General features: G+C 73.8%; 19 protein-coding genes. 5 read left to right on the top strand and 14 right to left on the bottom strand.

The annotated features are described in order from the left end of the window. Window positions 1-15: 15 nt before the first annotated feature. The gene (locus G7070_RS00765; RefSeq protein ID WP_166231059.1) at window positions 16-1,176 is read left to right on the top strand and encodes a Gfo/Idh/MocA family protein; all 1,161 of its coding nucleotides are present in this window, start codon (window positions 16-18) and stop codon (window positions 1,174-1,176) included. Continuing rightward, window positions 1,173-2,042 carry a sugar phosphate isomerase/epimerase family protein gene (locus G7070_RS00770; protein ID WP_166231062.1) on the top strand — a complete coding sequence of 290 codons (870 nt, stop codon included), beginning with the start codon at window positions 1,173-1,175 and terminating at the stop codon, window positions 2,040-2,042. Before G7070_RS00765 ends, G7070_RS00770 begins: the two co-directional genes overlap by 4 nt. 84 nt (window positions 2,043-2,126) lie before the next feature. Here G7070_RS00770 and G7070_RS00775 read toward each other — a convergent pair whose 3' ends face one another. The 5 genes from G7070_RS00775 to G7070_RS00795 form a co-directional block, all read right to left on the bottom strand. Then, a complete protein-coding gene (locus tag G7070_RS00775; RefSeq protein ID WP_166231065.1) occupies window positions 2,127-3,539 on the bottom strand; it encodes an acyl-CoA carboxylase subunit beta in 1,413 nt (470 codons plus the stop codon). A 93-nt stretch (window positions 3,540-3,632) separates the two neighbouring features. After that, on the bottom strand, window positions 3,633-6,479 hold the full coding sequence (locus tag G7070_RS00780) for a family 78 glycoside hydrolase catalytic domain (protein ID WP_166231068.1): 2,847 nt from the start codon (window positions 6,477-6,479) through the stop codon (window positions 3,633-3,635). Beyond that, window positions 6,476-7,357: a sugar phosphate isomerase/epimerase family protein gene (locus G7070_RS00785; protein WP_166231071.1), complete on the bottom strand. Its 882-nt coding sequence runs from the start codon at window positions 7,355-7,357 to the stop codon at window positions 6,476-6,478. Before G7070_RS00785 ends, G7070_RS00780 begins: the two co-directional genes overlap by 4 nt. Further along, the gene (locus G7070_RS00790) at window positions 7,354-8,550 is read right to left on the bottom strand and encodes a glycoside hydrolase family 1 protein (RefSeq protein WP_166231074.1); all 1,197 of its coding nucleotides are present in this window, start codon (window positions 8,548-8,550) and stop codon (window positions 7,354-7,356) included. The genes G7070_RS00785 and G7070_RS00790 overlap by 4 nt, the downstream gene beginning before the upstream one ends. Window positions 8,551-8,561: 11 nt before the next feature. Then, the gene (locus G7070_RS00795) at window positions 8,562-10,781 is read right to left on the bottom strand and encodes a glycoside hydrolase family 2 protein (RefSeq protein WP_166231077.1); all 2,220 of its coding nucleotides are present in this window, start codon (window positions 10,779-10,781) and stop codon (window positions 8,562-8,564) included. Window positions 10,782-10,900: 119 nt separating this feature from the next. Between G7070_RS00795 and G7070_RS00800 the strand changes: the two genes are divergently transcribed. After that, window positions 10,901-12,088 (top strand): helix-turn-helix domain-containing protein, encoded by a 1,188-nt coding sequence (locus G7070_RS00800; RefSeq protein WP_166231080.1) that lies wholly within the window; start codon window positions 10,901-10,903, stop codon window positions 12,086-12,088. 15 nt (window positions 12,089-12,103) lie between these two features. Here G7070_RS00800 and G7070_RS00805 read toward each other — a convergent pair whose 3' ends face one another. The 9 genes from G7070_RS00805 to G7070_RS00845 form a co-directional block, all read right to left on the bottom strand. Further along, window positions 12,104-13,603 carry an MFS transporter gene (locus tag G7070_RS00805; protein WP_166231082.1) on the bottom strand — a complete coding sequence of 500 codons (1,500 nt, stop codon included), beginning with the start codon at window positions 13,601-13,603 and terminating at the stop codon, window positions 12,104-12,106. Window positions 13,604-13,820: 217 nt separating this feature from the next. Continuing rightward, a complete protein-coding gene (locus tag G7070_RS00810; RefSeq protein WP_166231085.1) occupies window positions 13,821-15,059 on the bottom strand; it encodes a hypothetical protein in 1,239 nt (412 codons plus the stop codon). Window positions 15,060-15,170: 111 nt separating this feature from the next. Beyond that, the gene (locus tag G7070_RS00815) at window positions 15,171-15,827 is read right to left on the bottom strand and encodes a response regulator (protein WP_166231087.1); all 657 of its coding nucleotides are present in this window, start codon (window positions 15,825-15,827) and stop codon (window positions 15,171-15,173) included. After that, window positions 15,824-17,107, bottom strand: coding sequence for a sensor histidine kinase (locus tag G7070_RS00820; RefSeq protein WP_166231090.1), 1,284 nt, complete (start codon window positions 17,105-17,107; stop codon window positions 15,824-15,826). The genes G7070_RS00815 and G7070_RS00820 overlap by 4 nt, the downstream gene beginning before the upstream one ends. After that, on the bottom strand, window positions 17,104-17,952 hold the full coding sequence (locus tag G7070_RS00825; protein WP_166231093.1) for an ABC transporter permease subunit: 849 nt from the start codon (window positions 17,950-17,952) through the stop codon (window positions 17,104-17,106). Before G7070_RS00825 ends, G7070_RS00820 begins: the two co-directional genes overlap by 4 nt. Continuing rightward, complete coding sequence (locus G7070_RS00830; RefSeq protein ID WP_166231096.1) at window positions 17,949-18,878, bottom strand: ATP-binding cassette domain-containing protein; 930 nt, start codon at window positions 18,876-18,878, stop codon at window positions 17,949-17,951. The genes G7070_RS00825 and G7070_RS00830 overlap by 4 nt, the downstream gene beginning before the upstream one ends. A 391-nt stretch (window positions 18,879-19,269) precedes the next feature. After that, complete coding sequence (locus tag G7070_RS00835) at window positions 19,270-19,725, bottom strand: hypothetical protein (RefSeq protein ID WP_206079871.1); 456 nt, start codon at window positions 19,723-19,725, stop codon at window positions 19,270-19,272. Between the two features lie 198 nt (window positions 19,726-19,923). Continuing rightward, entirely contained in the window at window positions 19,924-22,266 is a 2,343-nt protein-coding gene (locus tag G7070_RS00840; RefSeq protein WP_166231099.1) for a ComEC/Rec2 family competence protein, read from the bottom strand. A gap of 4 nt (window positions 22,267-22,270) precedes the next feature. Beyond that, complete coding sequence (locus tag G7070_RS00845) at window positions 22,271-23,338, bottom strand: helix-hairpin-helix domain-containing protein (RefSeq protein WP_166231102.1); 1,068 nt, start codon at window positions 23,336-23,338, stop codon at window positions 22,271-22,273. A gap of 218 nt (window positions 23,339-23,556) precedes the next feature. Here G7070_RS00845 and G7070_RS00850 point away from each other — a divergent pair, with 218 nt between their 5' ends. After that, a complete protein-coding gene (locus G7070_RS00850; RefSeq protein WP_166231105.1) occupies window positions 23,557-24,510 on the top strand; it encodes a DUF5996 family protein in 954 nt (317 codons plus the stop codon). Window positions 24,511-24,565: 55 nt separating this feature from the next. Continuing rightward, entirely contained in the window at window positions 24,566-25,570 is a 1,005-nt protein-coding gene (locus G7070_RS00855) for an endonuclease/exonuclease/phosphatase family protein (RefSeq protein ID WP_166231108.1), read from the top strand. Window positions 25,571-25,622 lie beyond the last annotated feature (52 nt).

The following is a 25,622-nucleotide window of genomic DNA, read 5'->3' on the forward strand; positions in this document are numbered from 1 at the left end:
TCAGGGAGGCCCTCCATGGGAACCAAGAAGCTCACCATCGCCATGAACGGCGTGACCGGTCGTATGGGTTACCGCCAGCACCTCGTCCGCTCGATCCTGCCGCTCCGCGAGGAGGGCCTCGAGCTCCCCGACGGCACCCGCATCGAGGTCGAGCCGATCCTCATGGGTCGCCGCCCCGAGGCGCTGGAGGCCATGGCCGCCCAGCACGGCATCGAGCGCTGGGAGACCGACCTGGACAAGGTGCTGGCCGACGACTCCGTCGACATCTACTTCGACGCGCAGGTCACCTCGCGGCGCATGGAGGCCCTCACCAAGGCCATGAAGGCCGGCAAGCACATCTTCACCGAGAAGCCCACCGCGGAGACCCTCGAGCAGGCCGTCGAGCTGGAGCGCATCCGCGCCGCCGCCGGCGTGAACGCGGGCGTCGTCCACGACAAGCTGTACCTCCCGGGTCTGGTCAAGCTGCGCCGCCTGGTCGAGGAGGGCTTCTTCGGCCGCATCCTGAGCATGCGCGGCGAGTTCGGCTACTGGGTCTTCGAGGGCGACCACCAGCCCGCGCAGCGCCCGAGCTGGAACTACCGCAAGGAGGACGGCGGCGGCATGACCGTCGACATGTTCTGCCACTGGAACTACGTCATGGAGGGCATCGTCGGCAAGGTCGAGGCCGTCACCGCCAAGACCGCCACCCACATCCCGACCCGCTGGGACGAGCAGGGCAACGCCTACGACGCCACCGCCGACGACGCCGCCTACGGCATCTTCGAGCTGCGCACCCCGGGCGGCGACCCCGTCATCGCGCAGATCAACTCCTCCTGGGCCGTCCGCGTCTTCCGCGACGAGCTGGTCGAGTTCCAGATCGACGGCACGCACGGCTCGGCGGTCACCGGCCTGTTCAACTGCGTCGCCCAGCAGCGCGGCCACACGCCCAAGCCGGTGTGGAACCCCGACCTGCCCACCACGGAGAAGTTCCGCGACCAGTGGCTGGACGTCCCGGCCAACGCCGAGCTGCCCAACGGCTTCCGCGCGCAGTGGGAGGAGTTCCTCGCCGACGTCGTGAACGACCGGCCGCACCGCTACGACCTGCTGTCCGCCGCCCGCGGCGTCCAGCTGGCCGAGAACGGCCTGAAGTCGTCGGCCGAGGGCCGCCGCGTCGAGATGGAGGAGCTGTCGGCGTGAGCGCCAACCGTCTGTCGTTGAACACGGCGACCACCAAGTACTGGACGCTCGCCGAGGCCGTCGCGGGCGCCAAGGCCGCCGGCCTGGAGGCTGTCGGGCTGTGGCGCGACCGCGTCGCCGAGGTCGGCCTGGAGGAGGCCGCCCGGATCGTGTCGGAGGCCGGGCTGCGCGTCAGCTCGCTGTGCCGCGGGGGCTTCCTCTCGGCCGCCGACGAGGCGGGCATCGCGGCGGCGCTGGAGGACAACCGCGCCGCGATCCGCGAGGCGAACGCTCTGGGCACCCGCGAGCTCGTGATGGTCGTCGGCGGCCTGCCGGCGGCGTCCGAGCCCTCGGGCCCGGCCATCCCGGACGGCGACAAGGACATCGTCGCCGCCCGGCAGCGGGTCCACGACCGGATCGCCGAGCTGGTGCCCTATGCGCGCGAACACGACGTCCGGCTCGTGCTGGAGCCGCTGCACCCGATCTTCGCCGGCGACCGCGCGGTGCTCTCCACGCTGGAGCAGTGCCTCGACATGGCCGCGGAGTTCGACGCGCGCGACGTCGGCGTCGTGGTGGACACCTACCACGTGTGGTGGGACCCCAAGCTGCGCGAGATGATCGCCCGGGCCGGCGCGGAGGGGCGGATCGCGTCCTACCAGATCTGCGACTGGATCCTGCCGCTGGCCCCCGACGCGCTGTTGTCGCGCGGCCACGTCGGCGACGGCTACATCGACTTCCCCACCATCACCGCCTGGGTGGCCGAGACCGGCTACGACGGCGACATCGAGGTGGAGATCTTCAACGCCGACATCTGGGGCACCCCCGGTGAGCAGACGGTGGAGACGATGAAGGAGCGCTACGCGTCCCTGGTCGAGCCGTACCTGTGAGCCACGCCCCGCGCTGACGCCGCGATGCCCCGGGATCCGTCCCGGGGCATCGTCGCGTCCGGGGGCGGTCTCCCCCGCCGTGTCCTAGAGCGGGATGTTGGTGTGGGTGCCGCGGCGGCCGTCGTCGACGGTCCGCAGCACCGCAGCGAGGCGGCTGCGGGTGCGCTCGGGGGCGACGACCTCGTCCACGGCCCCGACCTCGAGCGCCGCCGCGACCCCGCCGAGTTCCCGGGCGTGCTCGCGGATCAGGTCGGCCTCGCCCGCGGCGCGCCGTTCGGGCGGCAGCTCGGCGAGCCGGCGGCGGTACAGGACGCGCACCGCGGCGTCCGGGGGCATGACGGCCAGGTCGGCGTCCGGCCACGCCAGGACGCGGGTGGCGCCCAGGCCCTTGGCGTTCATGGCGATGTAGGCGCCGCCGTAGGCCCGGCCGATGACGAGATTGATCCGCGGCACGGACGCGTTCGCGAACGCGTGGAACAGCTTCGCGCCGCGCCGCAGCGCCCCGCCGCGCTCCTCGCGCAGCCCGGGCAGGATGCCGGGCACGTCCACCAGCACCAGCAGCGGGACGCCGAGCGCGTCGCACATCCGGACGAAGCGGGCCGCCTTGTCGGCGGAGTCGGCGTCCAGCCAGCCGCCGGCGTGCAGCGGGTTGTTGGCGACGACGCCCACGGTCCGGCCGCCCAGGCGCCCCAGGCCCACGACGAGCTGGCGGGCCCAGGCCGCCTGGATCTCCCACCAGCCGTCGGCGTCCAGCAGGCCGGCGACGACGCCGTGGACGTCGCGCTCCGCGGGATCGGGCAGCGGCCGATCCTCGACCGTCGCAGCCACCGTCCCCGGGGCGGCGATCAGCTCGATCAGGTCGGCGACTCGGGCGAAGCCGGTCTCCTCGTCGGGCACCGCGAGGTGGACGACGCCGGAGTGCTCGGCGTGCGTGGTCAGGCCGCCGAGGTCCTCGAGCTCGACCTCCTCGCCGGTCAGCGTCCGGACGACGTCGGGGCCGGTCACGACCACGCGTCCGGAGGGGGCCATCACCACGACGTCGGCCAGCGTGGACGCGTACGCGGCCGCCCCGGCCGAGGGGCCCAGAACCAGCGAGACCTGGAGGATGCGGCCCGAGGCGGTCGCGATGCTGTGGAGCATCCGCGCCACGCGGTCCATGGTGCGGGCGCCCTCGGCGAGCCCGGCCCCGCCGGAGTGCCAGACGCCCACGATCGGGAGGCCGTGCTCCAGGGCGAAGGCGTGGGCGGCGATGATGACGTCGCAGTCGGCGACGGCCAGCGAGCCGCCCCGCAGGCCCGGGTCGGTGGCGAACGCGACGGCCCGGTCGCCCCGCACCGTCCCCTGCACGGCCACCGCGCCGCGCCCGTGCTCGGTCCCGGCGAGCGATCGCGCGCTGCCCGGGTCGAACAGCCGGTCCAGCCGGCGGCGGGGATCGGTCGGCGTGGTGTCGTCGGAGGGACGCAACGCGTCGTCGCGGTGCTGCTGCGAAGCCGGCATGACCCGACCACCTTCCCGGGCCGGCGCGGCCCGTCCTGGCGCCGAAGCTAGGCGCTGGGCGCCCGGGCGTCAAAACCCGGCGCGCGCCGCGGGTCAGCCCCGGTGCTCGTGGACGCCGGGGCCCAGCCGGACGCGGCGCCCGCCGGGGAACACCAGCGTGGCCTCGGACGCCGGGGGCACCTCGACCCGGACGCGCAGCCCGTCGTCGGTGGCCTCCCAGGCGACCGCGATGCGGCCCTGCGGCCCGAGCAGGCTGCCGCGCGCCCACGGGACGCGGGCGTCCGGCACGGGCGCCACGACGAAGCGGTCCCAGCCCGCCGAGTCCTCCTCCTGGCGCAGCCCGAGCGTGTGGCTGTGCAGGAAGCGGGCGACGGCGCCCTTGCTGTAGTGGTTGAGCGACTCGTGGGCGTCCCCGTGCTCGTCGACGCCCTCCCAGTCCTCCCAGAAGGTGGTGGCGCCGCGGTCGAGCATCGTGAGCCAGGAGGGCGGCGTCCGGGCGAACAGCAGGTCGTAGGCGACGTCGGCGCGGCCGGCGTCCGCGAGGACCGGCAGCAGGTCGCCGGTGGACAGAAAGCCCGTGGCGAGGCGCCCGCCGGCGCGGCCGATCAGCTCGACCAGCCGCGCGACCGCCGCGGCGCGCTCGCCGTCGGGGATCAGGCCGAACGCGAGCCCGCGGACGTAGCCCGCCTGGGTGTCGCCGGCGGTGCGGCCGTCCGGACGCAGGAACTCGGTGCGCCACGCGTCCCGGACCAGCCCGGCGATCCGGGCGTACCGCTCGGCGTCGCCCGTGCGCCCGAGCAGCGCCGAGACCTCGGCGAGCGTGGCGACCGAGCGGTGCAGGAACGCGGTGCCCACCTCCCCCTTGTCGGCCAGGAACCAGGCCATCGGGTCGGTCTGCACCTCGGCGGCCCGGCTGCCATCGGCGGCCCGCGGGGCGGGCTCGCACCACTCGCCCCAGTGGAAGGTGCCGTCCCACAGATACTCCTCGTGGGGTTGCGGCTCGGGCGACCGGGCGGCGCGCGAGGCGTGCCGGGACTCCCGCGCCCGGCCCAGCGCCCACTCCACCCACGCCGCCATGGCGTCGCGGTTCTCCGCCAGGACGCCGACGTCGCCGTAGGCGCGGTACAGCTCCCATGGCACGTGGACGATCGCGTCGCCCCAGCCGGCCGAGCCCGTCATCAGGGCGAGCCGGTCGTCGAGGTGGTGCTTGATCCGGCGGCCGTCCGGGGAGAAGTTGGCGATCCGCCCGTCGGGCAGCTGGTCGTCGCGGACCGAGGCGAGCCACTTGCGGCTGAATCCGTGCACGTCGAACAGCCGCGTCGCGGTGGAGACGAAGACCTGGTAGTCGCCGGTCCAGCCCAGGCGCTCGCGGGTCGGGCAGTCGGTGGGCACGTCCACCGCGTTGCCGCGGAAGCCCCAGCGGGCCGCCCGCCACAGCCGGTCGAGGTCCGGGGCGCCGCAGGCGAACTCCCCGGTGGGCGCCAGGTCGGTGTGGACGACCCGCAGGGCGAGGTCGGCCGCGGCGGGCTCGGGGCCGCCCGAGCGGGTGAGCCGGGCGTAGCGGAACCCGTGGACGGTGTGCCGCGGCTCGAAGGCGGACGCCTCCCCGTCGGAGACCACCTCGTCGCGCTGCACGAACGGGATCGGCGGCCGGCCGGGCTCGCGGGCGTCCAGGTGCGTCGTGTCGAGGTCGCCGTTCCGGCCGAGGTGTTCGCCGAAGTCCAGCGTCGAGCGGACGCCCGCCTCCCCCAGCCGCGCCAGCCGGACGCGGCCGGACGCGTTCTGCCCGAAGTCGGCCACCCACGCGTCGGGCGCGACGCGGGTCAGGGACGCCGCCGGCAGTTCGTCCACGCACCGCACGGGGGGCGCCGGCGACCAGGAGATCGGGGGCACCGGACCGGTGCGGACCACGACGCCGGCGGCAGCGTCGGCTGCGCCGGACCCGTCCCCGGCCGCGCCAGACTCGTCACCGGCCGCGCCGGACCCTCCGGTACCCGCGTGGGCGTGCGGGGCGGCTTCGCCGTGATCACCGCAGCCGGAGCGGGTGAGGTCGTCGGTCTGGCCGTCCATCAGGTCGGCCCGGGTGATGGTGGTGGGCCGGCTGGTCCAGTCGGGGCCGGTGCGCAGGACGCGGCGGCCGCCGTCGGCCAGCCTGACGTGCAGTTCGGCGCACACCGCCACGGCGTCGCCCCAGGCGGCGGGGTGGCGGAACGCGCCGACCTGCCCGCGGAACCAGCCGTCGGACACCACGAGGGACAGCGTGTTGCGCCCGGGGTGGAGCGCGTCGGCGACGTCGTAGGCCTGGGCGTGGACGGTGCGGTCGTAGGAGGTTGACCCGGGCGCGAGTTCGGTCGTGCCGGCGCGCTCGCCGTTCACGAACGCCTCGTAGACGCCCAGGGCGGTGGCGTACAGCCGCGCGGACGCGACCGGCCCGGGGAGAGTGAAGGTGGTGGCGAGCTCGTGGGCGGGGCGGCGTCCGGGGCCCGGGTCGGAGGTCTCGGCCGCGCCGATCCAGGCGGCCTCCCAGTCGGGATCCAGCAGCCCGACCTCGAAGCCCGCCCACGCCGACCAGGGGCCGGGTCCGTCGTCGAACCGCTCCCGGACGCGCCAGGCGACCCGTTGGCCGCTCGCGAGGGGCCCGGCGAACGGCCACGCCACGAACCGGTGCCCGGGGCCGAGCACGGCCGTGGGCAGCCGGACGCCGTCGGCCTCCGCCTCCAGGTCGTGGCCGGCGGGGACCCGTGTTGGCAGGTCGCCGGCGGGTCGGCCGGGGGCGGCGTCCGGCCGCGCGGCGGGCCACCACGACAGCTGGGGCGGGCCGCCGGCGACGGGGAAGGCGTCGCCGCCCGCGTCGATCCGGAGCCGGTGCGGCCGGTCGGTCGGCCCGTCGGCGGGGGCGGTTCGATCGTCGGCGGGCAGTGTGCGGTCGCTGTCGGTCATGCTGCGTCCTGTCGGTCGGGCAGGTGCGCGCGCAGGAAGCGCGCGCTGCGCTGCAGGCTGGCGATCGGGGAACGGTCGACCCAGTTGCGGTGGGTCTCGCAGATGACGGCGGCCACCCCGGCGTGCCGTGCGTCGGCGAGCAGCCCGACCAGGTCCATGGTGCCGTCGCCCAGCTCGACGGCGTCGGCGCGGTCGATGGGGGTCAGGCTGACGCCCCGCGCCCGGGTGCCGCGGTCGGTGACGTGCAGCAGTTCGACGCGCTCCCCCAGTCCGCGCAGCAGCGCGCGGGGGTCGGCGCCCACGGCGGCGGGCCAGTAGGCGTCGAACTCGAACCCCACGCGGGCCGGGTCGGTGCGCGCGACGAGCTCGGCGTAGGCGGTGCGGCCGGACGGCAGCCGACGCAGCTCGGCGTTGTGGTTGTGGAACAGCAGCCGCAGCCCGGCGTCGGCGAGCCGCTCCCCCGCCGCGTCGAGCCGGCGCGCGAGCGCGGCCACGGCGTCCGGGTCGGTCCAGGCGAACCGGTACATGCCCGGGACGACGACGCGGCCGGTGCCGTAACGCGCGGCCTCGCGCACCACCGCCCCGGCGTCCCGCTCGATGGCGCCGAGGTCCTCGTGCAGCCCCACCACGGTGAGCCCGGACTCGCCGACCAGGGTGGCCCAGTCGAGGCGGCCGCCGCGCCCGACCGGCATCCCGGCGGCGCGGGTGAGGGCGCGGACCAGGGGCGGCGTGGGCCGGATCATGAAGCCGTTCAGCTCGATCCCCTGGAAGCCGGCCTCGACCACCAGCGCCAGCGTGCGGCGGGCCGCCGTCGCGGTGCCGCAGACGGTCCCGAGCTGGAGCTGCTGGATCGCCCGCAGCGGCGGCGCCCCGGTCACAGCCCGTTGCGGCGGGCGACCGACCCGAGCCAGGCGAGGCTGGGCTTGGGCGTCCGGGCGAACGTGGCCCGGTCGACCGCCACCAGCCCGAACGTCGGGCGCCAGTGCCCCCACTCGTAGTTGTCGAGCAGGCTCCAGTGGAGGTAGCCGCGCACGTCGATCCCGTCGGCGACCGCGGCGGCGACCCCCCGCAGGGCGTCGGACGTGTACGCGATCCGGCGGTCGTCCTCGGCGGTCGCGATCCCGTTCTCGGTGACCAGCACGGGCAGGCCGGTGACGGCGTGGGTGTGCCGGATGGCCATCGCGAGCGCGTCGGGGCGGTACGCGGTCCCGACCAGCGTGTTGTCGGGGTGCTCGGGGTGGGGCTCGACGCCGTCGGGGCCGACCCACTGGCTGGAGTAGGACTGGACGCCGACGTAGTCGTCGCCCGCCGAGCCGGCCAGGTACAGGTCCTCCCACACCCACGAGAGTTCGGCCAGCTTCGCCTCCGCGCCGGGCCGCGCCTCGAACGCGCGGTTGGCGACGCTCCAGCCGACCTTGGCGTCCGTGCGGGCACGCAGCACCGCGCGGGCGGCGTGGTGCGCGGCGACCAGGCGCTCGCCGATCTCGACGTCGGGGGCCGGGAGTTGCGCGGGGCGCGCGTTGTCGACGGTGGGGCTCTGCCACTGCCCGGACGCCTGCTGCGCGAGCATGTCGCGCTGCAGGGCGGCCATCATCGAGAGCATGTTGGGCTCGTTCATGGTGACGACCCACTCCACGCCGTCCAGAATCGGGCAGACGGCCTCCACGTAGCGGGTGAACCGCGCGACGGCGTCCGGTGCGAGCCAGCCGCCCGCCTCGGCGAACCAGCGCGGGTGGGTGAAGTGCTGCAGCGTGACGACCGGGGTGAGTCCACGGTCAAGGGCCGCGTCGATCATGCGCCGGTAGTGCGCCAGCTCGGCGCGGGAGAGCAGGCCCTCCTCCGGCTCGATGCGCGCCCACTCCAGCCCGAACCGGTACGCGGTGAACCCGGCGTCCGCGAGCAGGTCCATGTCCTCGGCGTAGCGGTGGTAGGAGTCGCACGCGTCGCCGCTGCGCTCCATGCCCGGGACGCGCGCCTCGTTGGCCCAGAAGTCGGAGTTCAGGTTGTTGCCCTCCACCTGGTGCGGCGCCGTCGCCGCGCCCCACAGGAAGCCCTCGGGGAAGGTCGTCATGGCAGGTCCTCTCACTTCGCGATCCGGTTCAGGGCGGCGTTGAGCGCGGCGACCTGCTCGGCCCCCACGGCGCCGCCGGCCTGCTTCAGCAGGCTCTCCACGCTCATCCGCTCGATCATCTTCTGCATGACGGCGGGGATCTTGATCTTCTTCGCGACGTCGCCCCGGCTCGCGGCGGCCGCGGCCATCATCTGGTCGACCAGCGCGGCCCCCTCGGGGGTGCGGCGGATGTCGCGCAGCGTGTCCCGGATGGAGAAGAACCCCTCGGGGCTGGGCAGCACGTCGTCGTCGAACCAGTTGATGACCGGGCCGCTGACCAGCGTGTAGTCCGGGTTCGGCTCGGCGACCCGCCGCACCGTCATGGAGTCGGACGCCTCCCCGGCGCGGGCGACGAGCGTGTGCTCCCCGCTCAGGGGCACGTCGAACCGGAAGACCCGGCGGCCCTCGCGGCGCCCGAGCAGGACGCCGTCGCGCCAGAGCTCCACCGCGGGCTGGTTGGAGTAGACCGTCACCTCGGTGACGTCCTCGGGGCGGTCGACGTAGCGGCGTCCGGCCAGATGCACGAACGGCTCGGAGGACCACGCGGCCTTGTAGACGTAGAACGCGTCCTTCTTCACCGACCGGTCGAAGGTGACCAGGCCCTTCATGTTGCGTCCGGGGACGCCGCCCTCGTCGCGTCCGTCCGCGGCGAAGTCGGCCAGGTTCCACACGTGCGTCGCCCACAGCCACGGCCGGGCCTCGATCATGGCCACCATGTGCTCGTGGTAGCGGGCCTGGTACTGCTCGGAGTAGTCGCCCCGGGTGGGGTTGGCCGTCTGGAGCGCCACGTTGGCGTCCGCCCCGTACTCCGACAGCCCGACCGCCACGTCGGGGAAGCGGGCGTGGAAGTCGTCGAACCAGGCGTCGTTGTCCTCCACCTCGCCGACGTACCAGCCGTAGTAGAGGTTGTAGGACATGACGTCGGCGATCGTGACGAGCGGGTCGTCGGACTCGAGCATGAACAGGTGGGCCATCGTCGTCAGGCGCGTCGGGTCGAGGCGGTGGGCCAGATCGTTGAGGCCGCGGTGTGCCTCGACGGATTCGGGTCCGGTGCCGGCGACGGAGATCTCGTTCGACAGCCCCCAGCACACGATGCTGGCGTGGTGCCGGTTCTGGACGATGAGCTCGGTGAGCTGGTGGGCGGCGTCGTCGACCGCGCCGGGCAGGAACTCCGTGATCATCGGGATCTCGGCCCAGACGACGATGCCCGCCTCGTCGCACAGGTCGTAGAACCGCTGGTCGTGCTGGTAGTGCGCGAGCCGCACGGTGGTGGCGCCGAGTTCGGTCAGCAGCGCCAGGTCGGCGTCCATCATGGCGGGGGTGATGGCGTTCCCGACGCCGAGCCAGTCCTGGTGCCGCGACACACCGCGCAGCGGGTAGGGCTCGCCGTTGAGGAGGAAGCCGCGCGCGGGGTCGACGGCGAAGGTCCGGCAGCCGAACCGCACCTCGACGGCGTCCACGACCTCGCCGTCGCGCAGAAGCTCCGCCGTCGCGGTGTAGAGGTGGGGGTCGGCGGTGCCGTGCCAGCGGCGGACGCGCGCGATGTCGAGCACGGTGGCCGCCGCGCCGTCGGCGACGGGAACCGTCCGCCAGTCCTCGCCGCCGATCGCGAACCGGACGGCGTCCCCGCCGGTGACGGACGCGGCCAGGGCCACCGAGGCCCGATCGCCCTCGAGCGTCGGGGTGACGGTCAGCCCGGGGCCGCCGTGCTCGTCGAGGGCGAGGTGCTCGCGTCCCACCAGCAGCAGCGAGACGTCGCGGTACAGGCCGCCGTAGAAGGTGAAGTCCGCGCGCTGGGGGTAGCTGGTCTCGTCGGGTCCGTTGTCGACCGTCACGACCAGGACGTTGGCGTCGGCGAGCGCGGCCGTGAGCTCGACGCGGAAGGTCGAGTAGCCGCCTCGGTGCCGCCCGACGGCGACCCCGTTGAGCCAGACCTGGGTGGCGGAGTTGGCGCCCGCGAACTCCAGCCAGACCTCCCCGTCGTGGTCCGGACGCGCGAACTCCTTCACGTAGCTGGACGCTCCCCGCCGGTAGTCGCCGCCGCCGTCCTGGCCGTCGGAGGCGTTCCAGGTGTGCGGCAGCGTGACGGGCTGCCCGTCCGGGAGCGGGGCGCCGGCGTCCAGCTCGCGCGGGACGAAGACCCAGCCCTCGTTGAAGCTCACGGCGCTTCGGGGCCGGCGGCGGTGGTTCATGGTGCTCCTCGGTTCGGCGATGCCCCGAGGCTATCGCCGGCCGCGGCGGCGTGATAGAAACGATCCCGCATCAGCAGCACGGATCCTGCGGCACCTGGCGCCGCGGCGGGAGGGGGCCCATGGACGCGGTCGAGGTCGCCGCCGGGACGCTCGGCACGGTGCTCGGGTGCCCCGTCGCCCTGACCGAGGACACCGCGGCGTTCCTGCGCGGCTTCGAGGAGCGGTACGCGTTCCTGCCGTCCGCGCAGCCGGCGCTGACGGCGTCCTATCTGGGCGCGTTCGTGGAGGCGATGGCCGACCAGGTGGTCCACGAGCTCACCGAGCCGCTCGGCACTGCCGTCACCGTGGTGCGCCTGCCCGGGCGCCTGGCCGTGATCGGGCCCTACACGGCGCGCACGCTGCGCGCGAACGAGGCCACGGCGCTGCTCGGGGAGTCCCGCATCCCCGGCGCTCACCTGCAGGCGTTCTCGCTCTACCGCTCCAGCTTCGCCATCGTGGACTCGGAGTTCGTGATGCGCGGCGCGATGGCGCTGCTGGAGGCGGCCGGTGGCGACGGCGACCGCGTCGGCTTCGAGCGCGTCGTCACGTCGGCCCGGCCGCTGGAGGAGGGCGTCCGGGAGCCGGCGCAGTCGGCCCCGTTCGCGGCGATCGAGGCCCGGTACGCGATCGAGCACGACTTCATCGAGGCCGTCTCGGAGGGCAACGAGCGCCGCGCGCTGGACGCGCTGCGGCGGATGAGCACCGTGCCGCGTCCGCCCGGGTACCTGAACACGCCCTTCCTGGGCGCCACCATCCTGCGGATCATGACGCGGGTCGCCGCCCAGCTGGGCGGCCTGCCGCCGGTGACCATCGACGCGATCTCCCAGACCTACGCCCAGGAACTGCACCGCAGCGGCCATTCCCCCGACGTGCAGCGGACGGCCGCGTCCATCGCGGCGATGGTCGGCGAGTTCTGCCGCCACATCCGGCGGCATCAGCAGAGCCCCTACTCCCCCGCGGTCCGGCGCGCGATGGACCACGTGGCGCTGCACCTGAGCCACCACGTCACGCCCGGCGAGCTGGCCGAGCGGGCCGGGGTGTCGGAGTCCCACCTGGGGCGGTTGTTCAAGGCCGAGACCGGCTGGACGCTGACCCAGTACGTCGCGCGCGAACGGGCCCGACGGGCCGCACAGTTGCTGGCCTCGACCGATCAGCCGGTGCGGGACATCGCCGCGCACGTGGGCTATCTGGACGCCAACTACTTCGTCAAGGTCTTCCGCACGGCGTACGCGATGACGCCCAGCGAGTACCGGCGCAGCCAGGCCTGAGCGACCGCCCGCGGCTCAGTCCGCGAGCGCGACCTCGGGCTCGGCGGTGAGCAGCGTGGCCTTCCGCTCGGCGATCCGGCGCTGCACGGCGACCATCTCCGGCTTGGTGAGGTGGTAGCCCTTCATCGCGATCACGGTGGCGATGAAGCCGAGCATCGGCATCCCGAACATCAGGGCGACCGTCAGGTACAGGATCGCGCTCGTCGGGGCGTCCGTGGGCTGCGGCATGACGGCGGCGTACCCGATCAGGGCGACCGAGCCGAGGGCGATGGTGGCGCCGAACGAAGAGACGAGCTGGTCGATGAAGTTGTAGGTGGCCGTGACGACGGCGGGGAGGTACTTGCCGGACCGGTCCAGCTCGTAGTCCACGATGTCGGCGCGCATGGCGCCGTTGGCCGTGGTCACGCACATCTTGGCGCCGTTGAGGATCAGCTGCAGCCCGAAGAAGCCGATCATGAGCGGGAGGCTGCCGAGGATGGCCCGCATGTCGACGGCGAGGCAGAACGCGATCGTGCAGGCGAGCAGCACGATGCACACCCAGCTCCAGGTGACCGTCGCCCGGTGCGACCCGTGGCGTCCGGCGTAGTGAGCGCCGATGATCGCGAACACGATCGAGGGCAGCATCGCGACCATGCTCATGATGGTGCCGAGCTGGATGTTCCCGATGAGGATGCCGTACAGCATCGTGCTGACCACGGCCTGGGCCGTCACGACCTGCGCGAGCTTCTCGGACGCCGCGGCGATCACGTAGCGCTGGAACGGGTTGTTGCGGCGCAGGAAGTCGAGCATGTCGCGGACCGTGACCGTGGCGTCGTCGCCCTGGGCCGACAGGTGCCGGAAGTTCTCCGGGCGGTCGGCGTGCGAGACGCCCACGCAGGCGAGGATCTGCAGGACCAGCGAGCACGCGACGAAGACCAGGGCGGTCTCCCGCAGCATCTCCACGGTGAACTGGTTGCCGTGGCGCGGCAGGATCACCACCGTCGACAGGATCGTGAACAGCGTGGGCACCAGGTAGGCGTACACGGTGGCCCACACCTGCACGGTCGGGCGCTGCCGCGGGTCGTTGGTCATGACCGGCGGCATCATGTTGCCAGCGATGTCGTTGGTGGAGGACCCGATGATGTAGACGACGTAGAGCGCGATGAAGAACACCGGCCCCAGGTCGTGGCCCGACCCCCACACGAACAGGGCCATGACCGCCAGCGACCGGACCGTCCAGCCCACCAGCATGAAGAAGCGCAGCTTGCCGAAGCGGAAGTCGACCCGGTCGATAATGAGCGCCAGGACGGGGTCGATCAGCCCGTCGAGGATGCGGGTCCCGGTGAGGATGAGCCCGGCGGCGGCCACGGCGATCCCGTAGCCGGCGTTCTGCAGGTAGCTCATCAGGCCGACCAGCACGTAGAAGATCATCGCCGAGCCGTTGTTGAGCTGGGAGAGGGCGATCTGCCACGTCCGGGCGCGGCGGTAGTCCACGCCGTCGATCTCGCCGGCGCTGAGTGTGCGTGCCTTGGCCATGGTGTCCCGACTCCTTCGTGTGAACAGCGCAGCCCGCCGGCGCGGGGGCGTCCATCGGCGAGTGGCTCGACCCTAAGGGCCACCGCGCGGCGTCGGATAGAACGTGAGCGGCGGCGCTAGAACGATCGCGGCGCGGGTGGGGAGGCCGGGTGTGACGTCGCGCAGGGCGGCGAGGCGCCCCCGCCGTGAGGAGGGTCGAGGGTCGGAGAAGGGAGGGTCAGGCGGGCAGCAGCATGACGTACTTCTGGCCGAGGTACTGCTCGACCAGGACGCCGCTGCGCACTACCGCGCCGAGCACCAGGTCGCGCGGCACCCGTCGGATCTCCGAGCCGTCGGCCCGCACGAAGACGGTCGCGCCCCCGGACTCGTCCAGGAGCGCCGCGGCCGTCCCCGACGCCGTCACCCCGACCGGCAGGCCGGTGAGGGGACGGTCGGCGAGGGAGATCCCAGGGCCGACGTCGGTCTGGACGCCGAACGTCGTCCCGTTGCGCCCCACGAAGGCGGGCCGACCCTGGTGGTCGGCGGCCTGCAGGTAGACGCCCTGGCCGGTGCTGGGGAACGGACGGCCCCACGTGCTGATGACGTCGGTGACCTCCCCGCGCGGCGACCCGTCGAAGCCGACCACGGGGCTGGCCGCGTCGGCCCTGCCCGGGCTGGCGACCTGGATCGCGCCCTCGGCGACCGGCACGACCGCGAAGGCGGCGCGGGCGGCGGGCACGACGGTCGCGCCGGTCCGCGCGTCGAAGGCCGCGTACTGCTGGTACTGGGCGTCGGTGCAGACGATGTGTTCGGACACGGGCAGGCACAGGGCCGGCAGGTCCAGGGCGGCCCCCTCGCCGAGCGCCCGGCGCTCGTACATGCCCTCGGGCACGGGGATCTTCCAGCGGGTCTCCCCCGCGTCGGTGATCGCCCGCAGGAACATGCCGTCGGTGTCGCTCGACATGAGGTAGGACGCCTCGGCGTCGCGCCCCAGGTGGAAGACCTGCTCGATGGCGCCCTCGATGGCGATCTTCGGGGTCAGCACCTTGCCGGTGGCCGCCTCGACGCGCTTCACCTGCCCCTCCGAGAAGACGAAGGCCTCGTCGTCGAAGGTGGCGTCCTGCGAGCACAGCCCCGGCATCTGCCAGACCTGCTGGTCGGTGCCGGTGCGGTAGGCCGTGATCGTGACGTCCGGGGTCGAGGACACGAGCGTGACCGTCGCGTCCGCCGACAGCCCGCAGAGTTCGCCGGGCAGCGCCCACTCGGTGACCTCGCCGGCGGCGTACGCGTCGTCGAGCCAGGCGCCCTCGGGCCCGACCGGGTGCGCGATCGAGGGCGCGGCGGGCGTCCCGGGCGTCGCGGGCGAGCCGGGCGTCGCCGGGCCGGTGGGGACGACACTGCACCCGGCCGCGGCGAGCAGCGTCACAGCGACGGCGGTGGCGGCGATCGCGCGGGGGCGACGAGCGGGGGTGAGCACCAGGGTCCTCCTCGGTTGGTCCGAACCCAACCTACAAGAGCGAGCCCGGACGCCGCCGCGGGCGTCCGCGTGCGGCCCGGACGCCTGCGGCCGGCTGGCGAGGTCTGCGGGTCAGCCCACGACCCCCAGCTCGTAGGCCCGGATCACCGCCTGGACGCGGTTGGCCAGGTCCAGCTTGTCGAGGATCCGCCCGAAGTGGGCCTTCACCGTGGACTCGCTCAGGTGCAGGGTTCCGGCGATCTCCGCGTTGGTGAGCCCCCGGCCCACCAGGACGAACACCTCGCGTTCCCGCTCGGACAGCGCGGCGAGCCCGTCCTCCTGCGGGGCGGGGCCCTTCAGGTGCGGGACGGCGACCTCGATGAGCTTGGCCGTGACGCGGGGCGCCACCACGGCGTCACCGCGGCGCACCGTGCGGATGGCGGCCACCAACTCGTCGGGGCGGGTGGTCTTGAGCAGGAAGCCCGCCGCCCCGGCCTGCAGCGCCCCGAAGGCGAACTCGTCGCGGTCGTAGGTGGTCAGCACGAGGACGCGGACGTCCGGCAGGGTGGCGGTGATCCGGCGCGTCGCCTCGATGCCGCCGATGCCGGGCATCCGGACGTCCATGAGCACCACGTCGGGCTTCAGGGTGGCCGCCGCCCTGATCGCCTCGCCGCCGTCGGCGGCCTCCCCGACCACGACCATGTCGTCCTCGGCCTCCAGCACCAGCCGGAAGCCGTAGCGGACCAGCTCCTGGTCGTCGACGAGCAGCACGCGCGTCCGATCGCTCACCCCTGCTCCCCTTCCGTGTCGCCGGTCGGCAGACGGACAAACACCCGCCAGCCGCCGCCGGGCCGCGGCCCGGTCTCCACCGCGCCATCGTAGAAGGCGGCCCGTTCGCGGATCCCGACGAGGCCGCGGCCGGGGTCCCCGGCTACCTCGGCCGGATCGGAGGCGTCCTGCACCAGCACCGTGATCCCCGCGTCGTCGGTCTCTAGGCGCACCTGCACGTCGCGGACGTTGCGGGCGTGCCGGAGCACGTTCGTCAGCGACTCCTGCACGATGCGGTAGACCGTGAACCCGACGACCGGGTCGCCGCCCGGGCGTCCGGACGACTCCAGCCGCACCGGTAGACCGGCGGCCCGGAACTCCTCGACCAGGGCGGGCAGCTGCTCGACGCCGGGTTGGGGATGCTCGGGGGTGGGCGCATCGTCGCGGACAGTGGCGAGGAGGCGCCGGACCTCGCCCAGGGTGCGGCGTCCGAGTTCGCCGATCCGCGCGACGGCGAGTTCGGCCTCCTCGGGACGCCGCGGTGCGGCCGCCCGGGCGCCGTCGGACAGGGCGATCATGACCGCCAGGCTGTGGGCGATCACGTCGTGCATCTCGCGCGCGATCCGCTCCCGCTCGGCGGCCCGCGCGATGCTGGCCTGCTGGTCGCGCTCGCGCTTCATCTGGTCCGCGCGCTCGACCAGGGCCGCGACGAGCCGGCGGCGGTGGCCGACGTTGATGCCGATCAGCGTCGACACCAGCACGCCCCCCGCCACGGGCACGAACAGCGAGAGGGCGTCGGTGAAGGCGTCGCTCTGCACGCGCGGGGTCAGCCCGAGGATGGGAGGGCCAACCTGCAGGCGGTGGGCCAGCGCCACCCCACCCGCCGCAGCCGACGCCAGCGAGGCCGCGCACCACAGCCAGGCCACTCCGGCGCGCCGTGCCAGGCCCGCGCGGTACAGCAGCGGCCCCAGCAGGATCACCTCCGCCCCCGTCCCGACGAGGAGGCTCACCGGGATCAGGACGAGTGCCGCCGCCAGCGCCACGCTGAGGGCCCGGCGCCGGATGGCGAGGACGACGGTGCCGGCGACGGTGATCAGGATCATCGGCCACAGCGGGGTGACGTGGGGCGGCTCCAGCGACAGCACGATGAGGAAGACCGCGACCAGCAGGTAGCCGGCCACCAGCACCGCGTCCGCCAGCAGGGCGCGCCGACTTCCCGGGACGCCCTCGGGCGGTGCTGCGGACGCGCGGGCGAGGGACGCCGCCGCGGCGTCCCTCCCGATGCTCGCGTCGGCCGTCATGCGTCGCGCCTGAGCAGGGCCGCCGCACCGCAGACCAGCGCGAGCAGCGTCCATCCGCCGACGAGCAGGTAGCCCGCCGCCGGGCTGATGTGGCCGCCCATCAGGTCCAGGAAGGGCGCGCCCGGGATGTCGACCCTCGACATGGCGTCGCCGGCGTTGCCGATCAGCAGGAGGCGGATGACCCGCGAGGCGACGTTGTAGGGCAGCATCGAGCTCAGGATCGGGCCCAGCAGCATCGCGAAGAACACGACGAACGAGCCGGCCGCGGTCGAGCGGAGCACCGCCCCCAGCCCCAGCCCGAAGACCGAGCAGAGCCCCAGGTAGACGCCCGTGCCGACCAGCGACCCGACCACCCCGTGCGCCGTCAGGGGCGCCTCGAGGCCGAACGGCGCGTACATCGGGTAGGTGACCGCCCAAGCGGCGACGACGGTGACCAACGCGACCACCGTGACGACGCCGAACAGCAGGACGGCCTTGGCCAGCAGCGACCGCAGGCGGGTCGGGGCGGCGAGCAGCGTCGAGGCGATGGTCCCCGAGGCGTACTCGGAGCTGATGCACAGCACCCCCAGAATCCCGGCGAGGATCTGGCCGAGGACCACCAGCGGCATGGTCACCTCGCCCATGGTGCGGGCGATGGACGCCGTCGAGGGCGGCTGTGAGGACTCCAGCGTGAGGCCCAGGAACAGCGGGCCGCCGAAGCCGATCGCGGCCAGGGCCAGCAGGCACAGCAGGGCGGCGGGCAGGCTCCAGAGTTTGATCCACTCCGAGCGCAGCAGGTCCACGAAGCGGGGGCGGCTGGCCGGCGCGGCGCTCCGTGCGGGGGCGAGGTCGAGGGTGTCGGTCATGCGAAGGCTCCGTTCGGGGTGGTCGACGCCGAACGGTACTCGACGGCGCCGGAGGTGAGGGCGAGGTAGGCGTCCTCGAGGGATCCGGCCACGGTGGTGACCTCGTACAGGACGACACCGGCGGCGGCGGCCGCGTCGGCGACCTGCTCGGCGGTCCGCCCGGTGATCTCGAGGGAGCCGTCGGGGTGGTTCGCCACGGTGACGCCGGGGGCGGCGACGGCTGAGGTGAGCCGGTCCGCTTCGCGCGTCCGGACGCGAACCGCGGACGTCGTCGCGTCGGCCATCACCTGGTCCAGGGGCTCGTCGATCAGGATCGAGCCGCGTCCCATGACGATGAGGTGGTCGGCGGTCTGGGCCATCTCCCCCATCAGGTGCGAGGACAGCAGCACGGTGCGGCCCTCGGCCGCCAGGCCCTTCAGCAGCGTCCGGATCCAGATGATGCCCTCGGGGTCGAGCCCGTTGACCGGCTCGTCGAGGATGATGGTGCCGGGGTCGCCGAGCAGGGCGCCCGCAATGCCCAGGCGCTGCCCCATCCCCAGCGAGAAGCCGCCCACGCGCTTGTCGGCGACGGACTCGAGGCCGGCCAGCCCGATCACCTCGTGGACGCGGCGTTTGCCGATGCCGTGCGTCGCGGCGAGCGCGAGCAGGTGCTTGTAGGCGGTGCGCTGCTTGTGCGCGGCGCGGGCGTCCAGCAGGACGCCGACCTCCCGCAGCGGCGCCGCCAGGTCGCGGTAGGCGCGTCCGTCCACCTCCGCCGTGCCCGCGGTCGGCGCGTCCAGCCCGACGATCATGCGCATGGTGGTGGACTTCCCCGCTCCGTTGGGCCCGAGGAAGCCGGTGACCTTCCCCGGCCGGATGGTGAAGTCGAGGTGGTCGACGGCGGTCTTGTCGCCGTACTTCTTGGTCAGGGACTGTGCCCGGATCATGTGAACCCCTTTCGTCGAGATCGACGCTACGGAGGTGGCCGCCCGTGCACATCGGTCAGCGATACCGACCCGGACGCCGACCAGTACCTGGGTACACATGACGGGTGCACCGGCGGTCGGGGCGGACGGTGTATCGGCGGGGAGTAGCCTCGACGACACGATGGAGATCCCCAGCCCCAGTCCGAGGTGGCGCGTCATCGCGGTCGCGCTCACCTGCCTTCCCTCGTCGTAGGGATCATGTTCGCGGCCCAAGCGACGAGAGACTATTGGCGCACCAGGGGGTCTCAGGGCGATCGCCATGTCGAACATTCTCCTGGTCGTGTATGACCCCGTCGGGTCCAGCTTCTTTCTGTTCGAAGGCGATGGGGTCTGAAGATGCTGAATGACAGACTCAGCCCCGAGGTCGACCGGTGATCCGCTCGGCAAGAGCCTGCACGGCCGCCTCGTCCAAGTCGCGCGCGAGGGCGACGAAGTGATCCTGAACAGCAGGCCGGTAGCGCACGGCAAGCACCTGTCCGGCGGCCAGTCGTGCGATCTGCGTGATCGTCAGCACCTCGTCGGCGATGCCTCGGAACTGATCCCCGTCGGGGGTCGTCACGTCGAGCATCACGACCATGCGCTGCTCGCGGTTCACCTCACGCCAGTCGACCACGGTGCCGATGGCGAGCGAGCCAGCCTTCAACTCCTCGTTGCGGCGACGGGCCTCGCCGCTCAGCAACGGGTTCGGCGCGATGCCCGGAAACGCCGATCCGACGCCGAGCGAGTCTCGGGACAGGTCGGGTCGCACCCGCGCCATGACGTCGTCGAGCCGGGTGTTGCTCTCCCGCTTCTTGCCGAATCCGAACACCTGCACTCCTCACCCGGTCGGCTGTGCACGCGGCTTCGCGGAGCAGGATGCCTGACCAGATCGCAAACGATACCCACCGTCGGTGACCGGTTCTCTGGGCGACCAATCCGGAACGAGTAGCTGATGCTCCCCGACCGTCGCACGCAAGTCACCGCCCCGACCACCGTCCGGCGCGCTCCGCCGAGCGTCTGGCCATGGCTAGCGCTGGGGCGTGACGCGGAGCGACCCGTCGGGTGAGCGGGCCACCGTGATCCCGCCGTGGAGGTCGGTGCGGAACACCCGGGCGCCGGTGGCCTCCACATCGCGCACCGTCCTGGCTGAGGGGTGGCCGTAGTCGTTCCCAGCACCCACGCTCACCAGCGCCACCGTGGGACTGACGGCCGCGAAGAAGGACGCGGCGTGCCGTCCGCTGCCATGGTGCGGGACCAGCATGACGTCGGCGTCCACCAGCGCGCCGAGCCGGGCGTGAGCCGCCTGCGCGGCGTCCTCGGCGTCCCCGGCCAGCATCAGCGACAGCCCGGGCGCCTCGATGCGCAGCAGCAGCGAGGCGTCGTTCTCGGCCGAGGACTCCCCGTCGTTCTGGACCGTCGTGTCGGCCACCCGCGGCGCGGCGACCACCCCGACGACGATCTCCCCGACCCGCCAGGACTCCCCGCCCGTCACGAACACCCGCGGCGTGCCGCGGAACGTGGCGTCGAGCATCCGGTCGGCCGAGGCCGGCGTCCGCACCGTCGACGTCACCACCATGCCCACGGTACGGTCCCCCAGGGCCGCCGCACCACCGGCGTGGTCGGCGTGCAGGTGGGTGAGTACCAGCACCGGCACCGACCGCACCCCCAACTGGTCCAGGCACCGGCGCAGCAACCGCGGCTCGGGCCCAGTGTCGACGACGACGCCGGCGCCCGGCCCGGCTCGGATCACGGTGGCATCGCCCTGCCCCACGTCGCACGACGCAACCCGCCACGCGGGATCCGGCCAGCCCGGGGTCGGCGGCACCCGCAGCAGCACCGCCCCCAGGCCCGCCGCGATCACCAGGCACACCAGGGGCCGGGCGAGGACGCTGGGCAGCACGACGACCAGGAGCAGGCACGCCAGAGCCACGACGGACTGCCCCCACACGTCGGCGCGCCACGGGATCGCGGCGCCGGGCAGCCCGTCCCCGATCCTGGCGATCCACGCGATGCCCTCCGCGCACAGCCCCGCCGGCCACGCCAGCAGCCGCGCACCCGCGAGCCACACCGGCGCCACCAACGTGACACCCAAGCCGACCACGGTCGCCGGCCCGACCAGCGGACCCGCCAGCAGGTTCGCCACCACCGCCACGACGCTTACCTGACCCGCCAACGCCACCACGAGCGGCTCGGTCGCCAACTGGGCGGCCAACGGCACCGCGAGCGCCTCAGCCACCCAACGGGGCAACCAGCGTCCCAGCGCAGCCGCGAAGGGACGGGCCCACAACAACAATCCCGCCGTCGCCGTCACCGACAACCCGAACCCCAGCGAGCGCGCCATCGCCGGCTCGACCAGAACCACCACCAGCACCGCCACCGAAAGCGCACGCAGGCCCGACCCGCGGCTCCCGCCATGCCCCAGCGCGGCCAGCCCCACCAGCCCCATCGCCGCCGCCCGCAACACGCTGGGCTCGCCCAGGCACAGCAGCACGAAGCCCGCCACCCCCGCGACCATCACCACCGAGATCACGCGACCCCGCAGCCCCAACCCGACCACGAGCGCCCTCAGGAACCCCAACATCAACGTGAGGTTCGCGCCCGAGACCGCCGTGAGGTGCGTCAACCCGGTCGTCACGAACCGCTGCCGCAGGTCCTCGGGGAAACCTGACGTGTCGCCCACCACGAGCGCCGGGACGAGGTGGCGTGCGTCACCGGGCAGGGTCGCGCACGCCTCGCGGAGCCCGGCGCGCAGCGCACCCACGGCGTTCCACGGCACCCCGGGCCCCCCGACGATGGTGGGTGCGCCCCGGGCCCGCACGACGAGCCAGGCGGCCTGCCCCGCGTCCGGCTCGGCGAGCCGCGCCTGCGCGCGCACCAGCGATCCGAGCGGGAGCGACGCCCAGGCCGGGGCGAGTGCCCCCGTCACCACCAACTCCACCGGGGTTCGGCCCGCCCAACGCCCACCCCGGGCGTCCGCGCTCATCAGCGTGCCCGTCGCCCGCCACAGTCCGTCCCGGTTGCCCGCCGCGGGCCACAGGCGACCCGCGCCGACCTGGACCTCGACCACGGCCGTCGCGCCCTGCCGGGCGAGTTCCCCCAGCGGGCCGTCCCGGACCGCGACCGCCTGCACGGCTCCCGTCGCGACGCACACCGCCGCCAGCACGGCGGCGGCGCCCAGCAGCGCGCTGCGGCGCCGCCACGCCAGCATCCCGGCGACGCCGGCGGCCAGCCCGATCCCGATCAACCATCCGGCCTCACCGCCGACGGCCGCGGCCGTCGCGGCCCACGTCACCCCGGCCAGCACGGGCAAGGCCCACGGCCACACCCCGGGGTTCTGCGATGAGGTGTCGGGGCGGTCGTCGGGCGCCACGCCGCTAGACCCTCACCAGCGGCGCCAGCTTCTCCAGCGTCTTCGCCCCGATGCCGTCGACCTCCTGGAGTTCCTCGACCCGGGTGAACCGGCCGTGCTCCGCCCGCCACGCCATGATGCCCGCCGCGGTGACGGGTCCCACCCCGGGCAGCGCCTCCAGTTGCTCGGCGGTGGCGCGGTTGAGATCCAGCTTCGCGCCCGGCGTGCCCGGCGCGGCACCGCCGCCTCCCGTCCCCGCACGCACCTCTCCCCCGGGACGCCCGGCGTCGCCCACCGCGACCTGGGCGCCGTCGGCGATCACCTCCGCGAGGTTGAGATCGCCCGGCTTCGCCTCCGGCAGCAGCCCGCCCGCGGCCGCGATCGCGTCCTCCACCCGCGCCCCCTCGGGCAGGCTCACCACGCCCGGATGCGCCACCGCCCCCACCACGTGGACGCGCAGCGTCGGTGCGGGGCTCGGGCTCGACGTCGGGCCGGGCGCGGACGCGGACGCGATCGGCGTCGCCACGGGCGCCTCCACTGGGACGGCGCGGGCCTGGCTGATGCCCCACAGGGTCGCCACGAGGCCGACGAGCCCCAGCCCGGCCACCACCGTCAGGTGCCGTCGCGTGAAGGACGCCAACCGCGCCGCCCGGCCCGGGCCGGGCGAAGGGTCGGAGTTCCGGCCGCCCGGTGCGAGCCGGTCGGTCTTGAACGGCGTGGAAGGCGCGTCGGACGCGGGGGGCTTGCGGGCTGGGAGCCTGCGCCCGCGCTCGACCTCCGCGTTCGGGCTCCGGCTCCGGGAGCCGCCCCGTGCCGGTGCGGCCAGGCGACGGGGTCCGTCGTCGGCATCAGCCGGATCCGCCTCCGGCCAGGACCCCTCCTCCCAGAGGCGAGCGGGTTCGTCCGCCTCCGCCCAGAGGTGAGCGGCTTCGTCCGGCTTCGCCCAGAATTGCGCCGGTTCGTCGGTGCCGCGGGCCGCGGGCTTCGCGGCATCGGCGGGAACGGGACCATCCAGGTCGTCCAGGAGCGCCGCCAGGCGCGCGCGCACCACGTCGCCCAGTGCGGGATCCCTGTGCGGTCGCAGCATGCTCATGCCCGCAGGTTGGGCATCCGGGAGCCCGCGGCGTCACGTCGCCGGAACCTGTGGACAGCCCGTCCGATCGTCCACACCCCACGCCCGTCAACGCCCCCACTCGGCGCGCACGCCACCGCCGCGGCTGCGAGGCCCCTCCCGAGGGCTAGGGCGCTCCGGCTAGCCTGCGGAGGTACGAAGTCCGCCCCACGCAACCCCACGTCCCGGAAGGATTCGACATGACGCACAACCGCTGGCCCGCCCTTCGCGTCGACGACTGGACCTCCACGCGCGACTTGCTGCACATGTGGCTGCAGATCGTCGGGAAGGTTGAGATGGTGTCGACCAGCCTGGTCAACCACTGGTGGAACGTCTCCTACGAGGTCAGCGCGCGGGGATTCCGCACGCGGCTCATGCACGGCGTCTCGGACTCCTTCGACGCCGAGTTCGACTTCGTCGCCAGCGAGCTCGTGGTGCGCAGTACCTCGGGCAAGCGGCACGCCGTCCCGCTCGAGTCGGGCTCGGTCGCCACGTTCTGGGGCCGGCTGCAGGAGGCCCTCGACGACCTGGCGCTGGGCTGTTCCATCGTCCCGATCCCGAACGAGATCCCGAACGCAGTCGCCTTCCCGGCCGACACGACCGAGCGCGACTACGACCCCAAGGCCGCCCTGACGTTTTGGCAGCAGATCGTCAGCATGGAGCCCGCGTTCGCCGCGTGGCGCTCGGGGTTCATCGGCAAGGACAGCCCCGTCCAGCTCTTCTGGGGGTCGCTCGACCTGTCGGTCACGCGCTTCTCCGGACGCGGCGCCCCGCCGCACCAGGGCAACCCGCCCAACTGCCCGCCCTGGGTCATGGCCGAGGCCGAGTCACGCGAGAACGCCGCCGCTGGGTTCTGGCCGGGCGGCTCGTCCGAGGGCACCTTCTACGCCTACCAGTACCCCGAGCCCGACGGTTACCGGGACGCCCACCTGAGCGTCGGCCACTTCGACACCGACCTCGGGGAGTGGGTGCTGCCCTATGAGGAGGTGCGCGCCAGCGGCGACCCCGACAAGCTGCTGCTGCAGTTCCTCAACGAGACCTACGCGCTGGGCGCCGACAACGCGGGCTGGGACCGCGCCGACCTCGAGGTCGACCCGCACCGCCTGGACGCGAAGATCTACCGCGGCCAGGCGCCCTGGCGCCACCGCCTCTAGCCGGACGGCGGCGATCCTCCCCTGCCGCCCCGCCGGGCCGTGGCAGCCTGAGGGCGTGGTCCGGGAGCGCAGGAAGGTCGCCTCCGCCGGCAGGCGGACGGCCATCGCCGTCGGGGTGCTGTGCGCCCTGCTCGCGACGGTGCTGGCGATCCTGTACGCGGTCCCGGAGCTCCAGCCGCTCAGCACCTTCACGGCCATGGCCTCCGCGCTCATCCCCTATGGAGTGCTTGCCTGGGGCATGGCCGTGCTGGGGATCCTGATCGGCGGTCGCGGCCTGCAACGCCTGTGGCTGGTGCCGCCCCTGGTGATGCTGCTGGTGCAGGCCGGCTGGGCGCGCCCCTACTGGCCCGTCGCGCCGCCGCCGTCGGCGTCCGAGCAGGGCCTGCGGGTGTTCTCCGCGAACCTCCACAACGGCGACGCCGACCCCGCGGCCACCGCCGCGGCGATCCGCGCGGCCGCCCCCGACGTCGTGATCCTCATCGAGGTGGACGACGCCTTCCTCGCCGCCCCGACGGTGCGGGACGCGCTGGCCGCCCACACCCACCGCGTGGGCCGCTCGGTGCCCGGCGAGGCGCCGGACCCGTCCACCATGATGATCGCGTCCACCCGGCCGCTGACCGAGTTGGGCCGCCTGCCGGGACGGTTCGACCAGTACCTGGTGGGCGTCGCGGGCCACGACACGAACCGTCCCTGGACGCTGGCGGCCGTGCATACCATCAACATGCTGACCGGGGGTCGCGCCTGGGACGACGAGGCGGCCGCGCTCGCCCGCGCGCTCGCGCCTCACCGCGGTGGCCCGCTGATCGTCGCCGGCGACTTCAACGCAACCGTCGAGCAGCAGCCGATGCGGCGGCTGTGGGAGGCCGGTCTGCGCAACGGGGCGGCGGACGCGGGCGCGGGCTGGGTGCCCACCTACGACGCCGGCCTGGCGCCGAGGGTGGCCTTCGTCGCGATCGACCACGCGGTGACGTCGCCGTCCGTCCGCGTGACCCGCTTCGTCACGGTCGCGCTCCCGGGCACCGACCACCGCGCGATCTCGTTCACCGCGCAGCGCGTCTGACGCCGTGGACGCGACCGCGGCCACGACCGAGAGGGCCGGGGGCCGCGCGTCG

Source organism: Propioniciclava coleopterorum (genome assembly GCF_011393335.1).
In the GTDB taxonomy this organism is placed as follows: Bacteria; Actinomycetota; Actinomycetes; order Propionibacteriales; family Propionibacteriaceae; genus Propioniciclava; species Propioniciclava coleopterorum.

Coding starts and splice junctions, on each gene's coding strand:
- G7070_RS00765 (WP_166231059.1), top strand. CDS start 16: ATGGGAACCAAGAAGCTCACCATCGCCATGAACGGCGTGACCGGTCGT.
- G7070_RS00775 (WP_166231065.1), bottom strand. CDS start 3,539: ATGCCGGCTTCGCAGCAGCACCGCGACGACGCGTTGCGTCCCTCCGAC.
- G7070_RS00780 (WP_166231068.1), bottom strand. CDS start 6,479: ATGACCGACAGCGACCGCACACTGCCCGCCGACGATCGAACCGCCCCC.
- G7070_RS00790 (WP_166231074.1), bottom strand. CDS start 8,550: ATGACGACCTTCCCCGAGGGCTTCCTGTGGGGCGCGGCGACGGCGCCG.
- G7070_RS00795 (WP_166231077.1), bottom strand. CDS start 10,781: ATGAACCACCGCCGCCGGCCCCGAAGCGCCGTGAGCTTCAACGAGGGC.
- G7070_RS00800 (WP_166231080.1), top strand. CDS start 10,901: ATGGACGCGGTCGAGGTCGCCGCCGGGACGCTCGGCACGGTGCTCGGG.
- G7070_RS00805 (WP_166231082.1), bottom strand. CDS start 13,603: ATGGCCAAGGCACGCACACTCAGCGCCGGCGAGATCGACGGCGTGGAC.
- G7070_RS00820 (WP_166231090.1), bottom strand. CDS start 17,107: ATGACGGCCGACGCGAGCATCGGGAGGGACGCCGCGGCGGCGTCCCTC.
- G7070_RS00825 (WP_166231093.1), bottom strand. CDS start 17,952: ATGACCGACACCCTCGACCTCGCCCCCGCACGGAGCGCCGCGCCGGCC.
- G7070_RS00830 (WP_166231096.1), bottom strand. CDS start 18,878: ATGATCCGGGCACAGTCCCTGACCAAGAAGTACGGCGACAAGACCGCC.
- G7070_RS00845 (WP_166231102.1), bottom strand. CDS start 23,338: ATGAGCATGCTGCGACCGCACAGGGATCCCGCACTGGGCGACGTGGTG.
- G7070_RS00850 (WP_166231105.1), top strand. CDS start 23,557: ATGACGCACAACCGCTGGCCCGCCCTTCGCGTCGACGACTGGACCTCC.